The sequence below is a fragment of the Anabaenopsis sp. FSS-46 genome (assembly GCF_029891665.1).
Lineage (GTDB): Bacteria > Cyanobacteriota > Cyanobacteriia > Cyanobacteriales > Nostocaceae > Anabaenopsis > Anabaenopsis arnoldii.
Map to the genome: position 1 here is coordinate 25,096 of NZ_JANQDG010000130.1, position 13,734 is coordinate 38,829.

The following is a 13,734-nucleotide window of genomic DNA, read 5'->3' on the forward strand; positions in this document are numbered from 1 at the left end:
GGGGGCGGAAATTATCCACTGTGGTGGGTAAATCCCAAGGTTCACCAGTATGTAAATGAATTTCATTCACATACTGGATTGTCCTTAAATTTTAGTATGTTTATCTACTATATTAGCTAAGTCTGGAACTGCTTCTTCTACGTGTTTTTTGGCGGAACTCCGGAATTTTTCATAGGTTCCTTTAACTATTTGCCGCTTAGTATGCTGGATTCTAGCATCGGTAATACTGAGCATAGCGTCTGCTGTTTCAGAACGACTGGCGATGAGGTGAGATGCGGGATCACCCTTAGCTATACCCTCAGTCCAGAGAGGGTCAAGGGCTGTCAGGAATTGTGGTAGCAGCTGCTCGACAATATAAGGGATGTATCCGGGGTTCACTCCTTTTAAGGCGGTGAAGGCAGTTTTCAAGGCTATACCACTGATACCTGATTTAGAAGCTAGCTGCTGATCAATCATTTGGCAGCAATCATCTACAAGCATAGCCTTTTTGTTGGCAGTTAACAGCTGTTCAGTTAATCCCATTTTATTGCTCCTGAATATCAATGCAATGCTAATTATAAGCTAATGGCCATTTAACTGGGTTGACATGGGCAAGCTAAATACCCACAGGTGTTTTGCAGCCGAGTAGCTGATATCATTTCCGGGTGATGGCTATTTAAACCCGGAATCCCTATAAAATTCAGTTTCTTAGTAATCTTAAACCACTGAGTGTAACTAACACTGTTGAACCTTCGTGACCAATGACCCCAATGGGTAAGTTAATGTTGCCTAAAAAGTTACCGATTAACAGTAATATAATAAAGCCTAGAGCTATAACTATATTCTGTTTGACAATGGAGTGCGATCGCCTACCTAATTCAATGGCTGTGGCTATTTTCTCTAATTTATCCGCCATCAATACTATATCTGCGGTTTCCAAAGCTACATCACTACCGGCTATCCCCATAGCAATACCCACAGAAGCCTGGGCGAGGGCGGGAGCATCATTAATGCCGTCCCCCACCATAGCCACAGTTTGATACTCTTGTTGCAGCTGACGGATCACATTTAGCTTATCTTCAGGTAAGAGTTCCGCATACACTTGATCAATACCCACAGTCTGGGCTACGCTGTCAGCCGTGCGTTGATTATCCCCGGTAATCATGACAATTTGCTCAACCCCTAACTTTCGCAAGCGAGTAATCATAGATACAGCTTCTGGTCTAATCAGGTCAGCAATGGCGATCGCACCTATGATCTGTTGAGCCTGTGCCACCCAAACCACAGTTTTACCCTGATTTTCCTGAGATTGCGCCCAGGTTTGTAACTCCTCCGGGGACTGGTCTACATATTCCCGGATAAAAGCTGTATTCCCCACAAACACCTGTTGATGGTTGACAAAGCCGACAATTCCCTGTCCGGGTATAGCTTGGACATCAACCCCACATTCCCAACCTGTACCAGCCGCCTGTACAATAGCCTTACCAATGGGGTGTTCAGAGCAGGATTCCAAAGCTGCCGCTATTTTTAATACTTCTGGCTCCGAATATTCACCACTAGAGATTACCCCATAAACTTGCAGATTACCTGTAGTTAAAGTACCAGTTTTATCGAAAGCAATGGCGCGAACCTGACCAATTTTTTCTAACTGCGCCCCATTCTTAAATAAAATTCCCTGTCGTGCACCATTAGCAATACCCGATAACAGTGTAGGCATAATTGCCGCCATCAGGGCACAGGGAGAAGCCACCACCAAAAAAGTCAAAGCACGATAAATAGTAACTTCCCAACTCCAACCCCAAATTAAGGGCGGTAAAAACACCAACAACACCCCACCGACCACAACTACCCGCGCATAGATGCGTTCAAATTGCTCAATAAACTGTTGAGAAGGGGGTGCGTCCGTCTGTGCTTGTTCCACCAAACGAATCACACGCTGAATCAAACTGCTAGAAGGTGGTTTATGTACCCGAAGATGCAAAGCGCCAAAACCGTTGAGAGTTCCGGCAAAAACCTCATCCCCCACAGACTTTTCTATAGGTAAAGACTCCCCTGTAATTGCTGCTTGATTGAGGCTACTATAACCAGATATAATTATACCATCAGTAGGAATCAATTCACCTGGTTTAACAATAATTTCATCACCCACCTTGAGTTGAGTAATAGGCAGCATTTCTGCTTCTCCCCCCAGTAAAACCCGAGCTGTATCTGGTGTTAAACTCATCAAACTACGGATACTCTTCTCAGTGCGACGCATAGCGTAACCTTCGAGTGCGCCACTAATAGCAAAGATGAGGATCAAAATTCCCCCATCAATAATTAGATAGTATTCCCCACGCCATAAACCCAACCCAGCAGCACCCAGAGCAGCCACAATCATTAACAGATCAACATCTAATTCTTGTTCTTTAATCAGAGTGGTCAAACCCTCCCGGGCGCTATCATAACCACCAATCACATAAGCAGCGGGTAAAAACAGCAAAGCCCATCCTAACCAATCAACAGACAAAGCCAACCAACCCACAAACAAAAACATACCACAAAACACAGCCGCCAAAGTATCCGAACCTTCGGCAATAAATCTTGTTAAACCCCGATAACTCAGCATAATAACTCATTAATCACAATGCCCTCACCCTAAACCTTGACATTACTGTCAATGTCAAGCCTAAAATCGATAAAAACCACTTTGCGAACCTTTGCGTTTAAAAACAGATGACCACCCTAACAATCAAAGAACTCACCCAAGCAGTAGGACAAGGGATAACCCCGCGGATGGTGAGACATTACCATCAACTAGGACTATTACCACAACCACAGCGATCGCCTGGTAACTACCGCCTGTACACACATAGAGATATAGTTAGACTGCAGCGCATAGTCGCCTTAAAAAACCAAGGCTTTCAACTTAACCATATTCGCCAGATTTTAGAAATAGAACCAGAAACAGACAACAGCAAAAGCCTAACAGAGCAACTGCAAAAACAATATGGGGCCGTAATGCAGCAAATATCTCAACTCAGACAAACAGCCTCAGCATTAGAGAGCTTATTAGGACGCGATCGCCATTGTCAAATCATGCAAGCCGAGGTATTATCGCAACTCAAACTGTTAGAAGTAGAAACCCAAGTAGGACTAGGAGAACTTAATCAACTGTGGAGTGGGTTAGATGCAGAAGTACATAATCATGCAGAAGCATTTACCGAGTCATTACAGCGCATCCTTCCTGACCTGTCCGAGCGTTCGGAAATTGAACAACATTTAATAGCTCAACTAGTTTTAGCCTGTGGTGATGTGAGTTTAGTATCCTTTGTCAAACTCAGTTCAGGTGCGATCGCCACCAGTCGTAAAAGCTTAAAAACCGCGTGTAAAATAGTAGTAGATATACCCACAGTCGCCGCCGCCTTAGACCAAACCAGACTCACCCACCTAGGGTGTGAAATTATCACCTTAATTGACAACCCCCATATTACCACCGCCCCAGAGGCCGAGACAGAATTCTGGGAGCAGGACAAATGGCGGCAAAAACTTGCCCAAATCAGTAATAATAGTATATTGGTCATAGGCTACGCCCCATCAGTCCTCTTAGAGACCTGTGAAGCCATCAAGCAGCAGAAAATCGCACCAGCCCTGATTATAGGCTTACCCATAGGCTTTAGCCACGCTCCCGCGGCCAAACGCCGACTTATGCAACAACCGATACCATACATTACCATAGAAGGGACTCTAGGAGGAGGCTTACTAGCGGCCACAGCCCTCAACTCCCTAGTAGAAACCTTAATCACCAAACCCCACTGTCACTGTCATCTGACAAAAATATCAGTATCTGCGCCGCAAAATCAACCAACTAACAACCGGAGTTCCAATTAAAGCTGTCACAGAGTTGAGGGGTAAAACCAGCTGACTTCCTGGTAACTGAGACACCAAATCTGCAATTAAAGCCAAAATACCCCCCATGATAATCACAGCAGGTATTAAATTAAACTCTTGAGTAATCTGAGAGCGAGTACATGACCCCGTTGTCAAAAAGTAATGATAAATTTCATCCCAGATGTATAATTAGCGCGTCTGCTCCTAATATAAAGAGATACAATTCCAGATCCTCTAGCTTTGTCTACCCAGATCAATAATATATGTGGCAAGAAGAAAAAAAAGATAGTGCAATAGTTACTCTAGCATTATTGCTGTCTTTAGTGACTACCCCTATGACAGTACCTTTGTTTGTACCGACATCAGTGCTGGCACAATCTGCTACTGACTCTTTGCTAGCGCCTCAAACAGTGGAAGATCAGACTACAATCAAAATTGATGGTTCTACCAGCTTGGGAGCAATCAACCGCAGTTTAAAACAGAGTTTTGAGCAAGGGTTTTCTGGGACAAATGTAGAGGTTGCAACTAATGGGTCTGATGCGGCGATTTCAGCTTTGCTAAGTGGAAATATTGATATAGCAGCAATACCTCGTGATTTGACTCCAGAAGAACAAGCCCAAGGTCTGGCACAAGTATTGATTCACAGTGCAAAAATTGCTATCATAGTTAGTCAGGATAATCCCTTTGAGGGTAGTCTGACTTCTGAGCAATTCGCCGGTATTTTCAGCGGAAATATTACCAACTGGTCAGAAGTTGGAGGTACAGATAGTAATATTCGATTCATTGACCGCCCGGTAAATAGCGAAACCCGCAACACATTTCGCACCTACCCAGGTTTTCAGGGATCTGAACTTGTTACGGGCGCAAATGCTACCGTAATTCCAGAGGATGATATTACAGAAATTATCGCCAAACTGGGCAATGATGGTATTAGCTATGCCATGCTCCATGATGTATCGCGTCTGCCCAATGTGCGAGTGATTCCTGTCAATGAAACTTTACCGGATCAGCTTAACTATATCTATTCTCTGCCTTTGGTGTATGCTTACAGCCAAAATCCTAGCCCCAATTTAGATGCTTTTATCAAGTTTACCCAGGCAGTACCAGGAAAGCAAGCCATAGAAACGGCCCTGGCTGGGAGAGAAGTAGAAACACTAGAAATTCCTGGACTAGATCCTCCAGCTCCCCTATTAGATGAAGACCAGTCGCCAGAAAATATTTCTAGTTCTGATCAGATGCCTGAGATACCTTTATGGTGGCTTTCATTACCTACGCCTGTTATAATTGGGTTACTAATATGGCTGTTCCGGTTACGTCGGGCAGATCCTAAGAAGAAAGTCCCTGGTTATACTGCCGAAATTTCTCAAAAAAATGAGGACTCAACCCCCAGAAATGATACCTCTGTTACAGCAGCAACTGCTACGGGGTCTGTTGTTGTGCCTGAAACAGTGAATGATCAAGAACTGGTTGAAACTCAAAATTTTCAAGCTACAGATTCTCAAATCTCAGAAGTGGTGTTTGAAGAGGAAAATTGGCAGAGCAAATACTCTCTTGACCAAACAGCAGCACAACACCAGCCAGAATTTGATTTAAGTGCAAGTTTGCGACTAAGTGAAAATACATCGGCACGGGTGACCAATTTACAGGAAATATCCCTAGATATGAGTGAAGAGGTGTTGAATGCAGTAGCCGATGCAGCTGAACCCATCAACCATAGGACGGTCTGTGATCATCCGGAGAAGACAGATATTTTTGCAGACAGTCAAACCTTTGTAGAAATGGGGATTGACCATGAGGGTCATGGGGGGGAAGATCCATTGTTGAATCATCCCCTGGGGGATAGCTTGGCTGACGTAGCCATGGCCGCAGCACTGAATGGGGATCTGAGTATGATCCTTAAGCTGCGAAATCCAGAATGGGCTTATGTGACTTGGTACATTGATCAAACTTGTCAGGAAGCATTATCAAATAATGGCATATCTCAATTGTATCTGCGGCTGTATGATGTGACAGATTTAAACTTGAGTTATCAAGGTCCTCAACTGGTAGATGAATATGAAGTAAAGTGGGAAATACCAGAGAAATATATTCCGATTCCCCAAACATATCTGCTTGCGGGGACGCTTCGCGATCGCAATTATATCGCCGCCATAGGTTTTAAGGTAGATGATAATTGGGTAAGTATTACCACTTCTGAACGGATTCGCGTTTTTGCTACACCCCAAGAAGACACCAGAGGAGGATTGAATATCGATGGGGAGCGGAGTATGATGCTTAAGCCGCGAAATCCAGAATGGGCTTATGTGACTTGGTACATTGATCAAACTTGTCAGGAAGCATTATCAAATAATGGCATATCTCAATTGTATCTGCGGCTGTATGATGTGACAGATTTAGACTTGAGTTATCAAACCCCCCAAGTGCTACAGGAGTATGAACTAGACTCAGGAATAAAAGAGGAATATATTCCGATTCCCCGCAGCGATCGCGATTATATCGCCGCCATAGGTTTTAAGGTAGATGATAATTGGGTAAGTATTACCACTTCTGAACGGATTCGCGTTTTTGCTACACCCCAAGAAGATAGTAGGCCAGGATTTCATCTCTATGGCGACCAAAATATTATCCTCCAGCCCAAAAATGCAGAGTGGGCTTATGCCACTTGGCACATTGATGGCCAGGAAGTATTATCAAATAATGGCATATCTCAATTATATCTGCGGCTGTATGATGTCACGAATTTAGACTTGAGTTATCAAACTCCCCAACTGCTACAGGAGTATGAACTAGAGTCAGGAATAAAAGAGAAATATATTACCATTCCCCGCAGCGATCGCGATTATATCGCCGCCATAGGCTACAATATAGGTGATGATTGGGTAACTATTACCAGTTCTGAACGGATTCGCGTCTTTGGTATACCCTTGACAGATGGCACAGATAAAAATCTCCAAACGGCAAACACAACATTTCTAGATTTACCCGAGATCAGTAATGAGAGTAGTCTGATCCTTCAATTACGTACACCCAAGTGGGCTAATGCGACTTGGTACATTTCCCCAGCGGACAAGGAAATATTGCAAAATAACAGCGTATCTCAATTATATCTGCGCTTATATGATGTCACAAATTTAGACTTGAGTTATCAGACTCCCCCTCTGGTACAGCAGTACGAATGCAATGACATTGCGCCTAGTCGTTATGTGGGAATTCCCGAAACTGATCATGATTATATTGCCGAAATAGGTTATACTACTCAAGGTGGTAGCTGGGAAATAATCGTCCGTTCAGAAATAGTTCGCGTATTCAGTCGTCCCCAAACAGATTTTTGGTTGATCACAGATGCTGAATTAATTATCCACGGCTCAACAGAACCCGGTGCAAAAGTAAATATTGCTGGTAAACCCATTAAAGTAAAAACAGACGGTACATTTCACCTCCGGGTTCCTTTCTCCGATGACTCAATTAACTATTTCATGACAGCAACTGCTGCTAATGGGGAAAGTAAAACAATCCGTAGGAGGTTTTCTCAGGAAGATTCACGAGTTGAGCAAAAATTATAACTCTTTTGGGGTGGGTATCCCCTCACAGGGGTAGGTTTTTAATATTAACTGTGAAGGCACGACCACCGAAGACAAGGAGGGAAAGTAGACAAGGAAGATTTTCTACGGACAATGGTCTTTTAATGGGCTATTTTTCTTACTAAGAATACAGACTTTGTACTGTTTTTATCCGGTGGTCACCTTGTCCACCTTGTCCACCTTGTCTTGTCCTTCTAAGGGGAAGAGACTGGATTTTATTGTTTTTTGTGTGTTCCCCAATCCTTCCCAATCCTTCGGGGTGTTCCCTGTTCGGTGTTCGGTGTGTTCGGTGTGTTCCCTAATATAAAAATTACCTGTTGAAAACTTATCAAACATCCTCTGAGGAGTTATGTACCTGTGACATAAAATTATTATTCCTATGATAATTTCTAGGAAAAACTGGTTCTTCGGTACTTTTTATGGAGAACCCAGTTCAAAATCATTGAAAGCCTTATTGTGTCGGCATTTCATTGAAAATATTGGGCATAATTGTTTATAGTCCTTACCCCGTAAGGGTTTTGTTGTTATCAATCCTCGATTACCATAAAATCTACGCAAGAACCGAAAAACTTTAAATTATATTACATGAGTGGAGTAATCACTTCAGGCATATGCTAAGGTAAATTCAAATGTCTAAAAATACGTTCATTCTTTATTTTTAAGACGTTGACATTAATACCACCAAATTGATGCTTGATTTCAACGCCTTAGCTGAGTTCTCCCGTGACAATTGCATCGGCATTTGTGCATTTCTAGTCCCAGCCAACTTGATTACCTCCTTACTGACCATCATCCTCACAGTATTGCGTCGCCCAACACATCAAGTGTGGAAATCTGCGGGACTTGCTAGCATCTTCGCCTTAGCGATGGTATTCCATGTATTTACCTGGTTCATCATTGGCGTAGTCATGTTACCTACTTATATATTGCTCTCCCTAGCAATTAGCGCCTTGCTAAGTAATTTGGCAGCCATTCTTTGGCAAAAGCGCCAGATTGGGAGTCATAGTCAGGCTCAAAACGCTTGATAGGTTTTGCAGCCATCTTGTTCACACTCCCACTGCTGAGAGCACGTGGGATTATCCCTTCATCCAGCTAACCTACTTAGAGGAGTTTCCTCCCATTTCCCATTCCCAGAGGTGATTCCGTCTACAAGCTTTAGATTATGTATGCAACATATTAACCTTTAAATCTTCTTATTAAGTAGCAACACCTTTAATCGTGTATCCCGCCCAATAGTAAGGATGACTGTAAAGTTTTTCATGGGGAACAGTTTCAATACTTCTATATAAAGCTGCTAAATCAACTCCAAGTGTTCGTTCATCAGCAGTGAGATGACTTCGTAAGTCTTCATACCATTTTGTGAGATCATCCCCAGTCAGTTCTTTTAACCATAATGTTGCTTCATTTAAAGCCCTAACTGGGGATTTATTGATTTGTAGTCTTCTATAGAACTCAATCATCACTAAGGCTCTAGCAGATGATTCTACCGTCCATAGGCTACTTACCACATAAGCTACTCCTCCACAAAGAAAACCACTGGCTAAATCCACATATTCCCTGGTAATATTCTGGTGTTTAGTTACTGCACTTTCACCAGCCGCAAGAGTAACCAATTGATAACTATTTAAATTGCGATCGCGGATTTCTTCTAAGGTGATTTTATCTTGATCTACTAATACTAATGCAGATGTTTTTGGGTCATTGTAACAGTTGATAACACTGCCAGAAAAGTGAAAAATACTTTTATTAAATACAGCATTTTCTACTAAACTTTTGGTAGCATTAGCTCCCTGGATTAGTTGCGAGTTATTGAACATTCTGCTAATAATTTCTGCTTCCAATTGACCAAATTCTAGCGGAGGATAATTCGTGCTTTTCGCAGATTCGACACCAAGGAATATAGGATGCAGCAATGGCGATATACTTTGAGCTTGGACAGACAAACCTGTTTGGACACTGGGTAAATAGCTAATAGTCAACTTACTTGGTAATTCTTCCTGGGAGGGCGAAGACAGAGAAAAAAGGGCATGGAGAGGTAATCTATGTAAGTCCCGATGGGGAATTAAAATGAGTTGGGTGATATCTTTGAGTTCTTGTATAACTGTGGAAATCTGGAGAATATTTTGGAGTTTCCCCAGCTTTTGTGTCATATCCACTCGCCAAACATGATGACTTCTGCTGTGTTGGTCTTCGCCTTGAGTAAGATATTCTTGGTATGAGTGATGCCAATCTTCCAGCCAACGTTCAAATTTAATTAAGCGTCTTACAGCTTCCGCTAGAGGTACTTCATCCACAAGCAGGGATTTTTCTTCTAAGTATGTTTTAACTACATCTTGTATGGGTGTAAAGACTAAAATGGGTGATGGCGCCTGATGTTTAATAATGAAGGTATGTAACGCCACTGGGCTAATATGCCAGTAAATAATTGCTGTGTGGGGATTGAGCAGTTGTTGAACCGAAGTGTAGTAGTGTGTATAAGTGTGTTCATGGGAATCAAATAATAGCCAATTTAAACAAGAATTTTTGCCCTGTTCTGCCATTTCCCAAGCTTGTACCAACTCGCCGCACTCTACCGCTAAATCAACTCCTAATTGAGCAATTCCGCTAAATTTGAGGGCTAGTTGTCTTCTACTCTCCTCAGAAGGAGTTGGTGAAATTAGTAATTGTGTTAATAAATCACTGGCTTGTTGCTGTAGTTCTTGTGCTTGTGCTGTTTGACCTATGGCTAAATATGTTCTAATCAGAGACTGCAAAACCTCTAAATGCAATTCGCTAAACTCTGGTGTTGTTAAGGTTAACAGCGCTTGATTGTATTCAGCTATGGCTTGAGACCAATAATAACGATTTCTGGGCAGTTTTTTGCCTAAATCGTAATAAGTGTTACCTTTTTCTATATGCAATCTACCCCAACCTTCTGGATGGGTATCTGGCTGAATATATTTCAACCCTTCCTCTAAGCTGGCTAGTCTACCCTCATAGCCGCCCCGCTGCAAGGCAGGATTTTGTTTGGCGATCCCTGTTAAGGAACTTAACGGTATTTGGGTAGGTAAATGGCCCACAGCTGTCGCTCGACCAATCCAAGCTTCCCAGTAGTCAAGTTTAACTTCTAAGGCGTGGTCGTAGGAAATGATCGCTTTGGCAAATCTGGCTAAATAAAACAGCCCTAGCCCTTGGTTATGCCAAGCTAAGTGAAAGTCGGGTTTGATAGCTATGGCCTTGTCATAGGAAGCGATCGCTTCCTCTATATTTCCTAACCTTTCCAAGGCAATGCCCCGATTATACCAAGCTAAGTATAAATCTGGTTGGTTGGCAAGTGCTCGATCCCAGGAGGCGATCGCTTGGTTCCAATTTCCTAAATTAAATAATACTACGCCTCGGTCAATCCAGACCTCATGGAAGTCGGGTTGAATGGCGATGGCTTTGTCGTAAGAGGTAATAGCCTCTAGATATTTCTCATCTATAGCCAAGGCTATACCTCGGTAATACCAGGTATATGGGTCTTGTGGTTCTAAATCCAGGGCTTGGTCATAACTAGAAATTGACTCGCCGATTTGTCCCAATTTTAGCAGCGCTAAACCTTTACCAGACCAGGCCTCCGGATTTTGGGGCTGAATTTCTATAGCTTGGTTAAAGGAGGCGATGGCCGCTTCAAATTCTCCTAATTCACCTAAAGTCACACCGCGATTATACCAAGATTTGTAATGATTGGGTTTTAATGCTACGGCTTGGTCATAAGAGGCGATGGCTTGTGCAAAATCTTCTAAATGAAATAAACTTAAACCCTTGTTAAACCAATATTCAAAAGCATCAGGTTTGATTGCTATGGCTTGATTATAAGAAATTACCGCTCCTACCAAATCACCGGTTTTCCCTTGCTGAAGACCTTGATAAAAGTACTCTTGCGCTTGCATGTCATCGGAATCAGCAATAATAGCCGGTGAGAGATAATCTGCTAGCTGTTGGACTAAATTCATATTCTCATGCAGCTGCACGAACAACTCATGTAAGGTGTGCGCTACATTTGCATCTAAATTAACCAATAAATCTTGCCAATTTTCAGGAGAAGATACTATTGCCCCTCCTGTTTCTGACTTGATCATCTGAGGTTTTTCTCTTTGTGACGCCCAGAATATTGCCCTTAAATTGGCGATTACATCCTTCTCAAATGGGCTGGGCAGATTTGGCGCTGTGATTGTGGTTTCTTGATTTGTATATTCCGAGGTCACTTCTTCGGTATTGTCAGTCAATCTTTCTGAGGGAGAATCAAGGCTTGTTGCTCCTGTCGCTTGATATTCTTCTGTATCTATGGCTTGGCCCCGCCAGCCTTGAGAATCCCATAAAAACTCGCCATGGGTAGGGATTAACTCTTGTCCCCCAGAGTCCAGTGGCATATTTAATATTTCAGGGCTTATAGTTTCACTCTGTTTGTCATGTTCACCCCTTCCCCCCGTTAACAAGCGGATACCAATTTCGTCAGCAAGTTCACTCACCTTGCCAATTCCCATCTGCCCTAGTTGTATCATCTGTCTTGCTAACTGACGATTGGACTCTGGTGATAACAGCAACTTTTCGCCAAACATCACCAACCAATTTATCCAGCGATCAACACTGATACGATTCTCCATGCGTTGTAGATACTCAATCGCCCATTGTTTTCCGCGTCCTTGTTGTACACCTTCCAATAACTGGGTAAACAAAAATTCTAGATCTGCATTAGTTAGCTCAGGTAGTGGTTGTGCCACCTCAGATCCCCCTACCGTATTGAACGATGGAGTCGACTTATGACCCATGGGGTGCTTGAAAAACTTGTTAAGCCGCTGGAATAGCTGCGTGAGCATCTGTAACACTTTCCGATTTTGTCTTACGTGACATACTACCGTAACTGAATTTTTTTGAGAAATTCAGTGTAGGCTTCTCATCCAATCCAGCTAGTGCAGTGCCTAGGCCATGCAGGCTATCGGAGACGATGAGCTTTGTTTTAAGTCCACGCAATGCCCTAGCGCCGACTGTAGATTTCTTAGCGATACTTTTTCGGTAACTAATGTTCACAAATACATAATAAGTTGTGATTCTCTCTTAACCAAGGCATATCAACCAATGCGCGCAGATAAATTCCTCGCGCACCATTCAACCCCCGATTTATGATTTTATCATCTATTCTAGACTTGATGATTTTAGACCCTCCTAGATTGTTGATAATTCCACCAGTCCAACTTACCGTTTTTGATGTTTACGCTTCGTTTAGATCAACTACTATTTTGTCATATTCCTTAGCTTTGTGTTTGATGAACTGTTTGAATTTGTACTGGCTTAAAGTAAGCATTTGTCGGACTGACTTCGATCTAATTCTTCTCTTGGCTTTTCTAGACATAACAGATATCTCGAAAGTAGGAAGCAGAATTACATCAACCCAGCCCCTTACTAATAATCGCAATCCAAGTGGATAGAGGCTTATCATACACCCATAGGGGTGAAGTTAACCATATTTATATTTATCGCCCATCTCCCCATCACCGCTTAACTCCGATCTGTATTTGATTGACTAGCAGCATAATGTTGATTGATTAGTTCCTGGACAATCAACTGTGGATCGTCTGTTTCAATAGCCAGTTGCTGGGCAATTTGCTGGCGTAAATTCTCATCCTGCTGTAACATGACTAACAGCTGATCTAGGGTGACGGTTTGGGTTACTCCCTTGGTGGGTACAGTTGTGTTAAGGGCATCTGGTCCGTCATATTCCCATATTGGTTCCCTGGAAAGGCGTGTTAACAACTGCATTCCCACTTCATAGGCAACTTTTCCCACTTCACCAACACCCAACTCACCCAGATGCACTAAGCGAGCGGCTAATTCATTATTCGGCGTAGGTGATGCTAGCAATCTTTCGCCAAAGCGGCGTAACCATTGTATCCAATTTTCAGTAGAAACACGGTGTTCAAGATTATCTAGCCATTTTTGCGCCCAATCTTTTCCTCTGGCTTGATGGACACCTTCTATTAGTTCGTTGAACAGAAACTCTAAATCGCTATCTGTTAGCGGTGGGGCTGGTCTTGGTGCTAAATCATCTTCCGTATGGGAGTGAGTTCTTTGTCCGCCAAACCACCTACTAATTAGACCCTTCAACCATTGAATTAACCGCCTGAGCATTTTGTGCTACACCATTGAGTATTGTTGACCATTATACCAGCACAGGCAAGGCGATCAACACGCCCACAGACCAGCGCGAGGGAGTGTCAAATATACACAACCCATGTCCAAAAGTTTAAAATAGTTTAATCCCAAACTCGACTGGGTGCTGCTAACC

At 42.8% G+C, this 13,734-nt stretch carries 7 protein-coding genes and 1 pseudogene; 3 read left to right on the forward strand and 5 right to left on the reverse strand.

The features are described from left to right. Positions 1-84 precede the first annotated feature (84 nt). Together NWP21_RS15760 and NWP21_RS15765 are read right to left on the reverse strand one after the other, a co-directional pair. Positions 85-522 carry a hypothetical protein gene (locus tag NWP21_RS15760; RefSeq protein WP_280793385.1) on the reverse strand — a complete coding sequence of 146 codons (438 nt, stop codon included), beginning with the start codon at positions 520-522 and terminating at the stop codon, positions 85-87. 157 nt (positions 523-679) lie between these two features. Continuing rightward, positions 680-2,587: a heavy metal translocating P-type ATPase gene (locus NWP21_RS15765; RefSeq protein ID WP_280793386.1), complete on the reverse strand. Its 1,908-nt coding sequence runs from the start codon at positions 2,585-2,587 to the stop codon at positions 680-682. 107 nt (positions 2,588-2,694) lie between these two features. Between NWP21_RS15765 and NWP21_RS15770 the strand changes: the two genes are divergently transcribed. Beyond that, on the forward strand, positions 2,695-3,849 hold the full coding sequence (locus NWP21_RS15770) for a precorrin-8X methylmutase (RefSeq protein ID WP_280793387.1): 1,155 nt from the start codon (positions 2,695-2,697) through the stop codon (positions 3,847-3,849). On the opposite strand, the pseudogene NWP21_RS15775 reads toward NWP21_RS15770, so the two are convergent. Then, positions 3,799-3,957: pseudogene (locus NWP21_RS15775) on the reverse strand (iron chelate uptake ABC transporter family permease subunit); the annotation flags it as partial. The gene NWP21_RS15770 and the pseudogene NWP21_RS15775 sit on opposite strands and share 51 nt — an antisense overlap. A gap of 155 nt (positions 3,958-4,112) precedes the next feature. On the opposite strand from NWP21_RS15775, the gene NWP21_RS15780 reads away from it, so the two are divergent. Both NWP21_RS15780 and NWP21_RS15785 read left to right on the forward strand, forming a co-directional pair. Next, complete coding sequence (locus NWP21_RS15780) at positions 4,113-7,412, forward strand: DUF4912 domain-containing protein (protein WP_280793388.1); 3,300 nt, start codon at positions 4,113-4,115, stop codon at positions 7,410-7,412. Between the two features lie 707 nt (positions 7,413-8,119). Next, a complete protein-coding gene (locus NWP21_RS15785) occupies positions 8,120-8,455 on the forward strand; it encodes a hypothetical protein (RefSeq protein ID WP_271733469.1) in 336 nt (111 codons plus the stop codon). 171 nt (positions 8,456-8,626) lie between these two features. Here the strand turns inward: NWP21_RS15785 and NWP21_RS15790 are convergent, their stop codons facing one another. Then, complete coding sequence (locus tag NWP21_RS15790) at positions 8,627-12,172, reverse strand: tetratricopeptide repeat protein (RefSeq protein WP_348519782.1); 3,546 nt, start codon at positions 12,170-12,172, stop codon at positions 8,627-8,629. Between the two features lie 775 nt (positions 12,173-12,947). Further along, positions 12,948-13,577 carry a hypothetical protein gene (locus tag NWP21_RS15795; protein ID WP_271733472.1) on the reverse strand — a complete coding sequence of 210 codons (630 nt, stop codon included), beginning with the start codon at positions 13,575-13,577 and terminating at the stop codon, positions 12,948-12,950. Between the last annotated feature and the right edge of the window lie 157 nt (positions 13,578-13,734).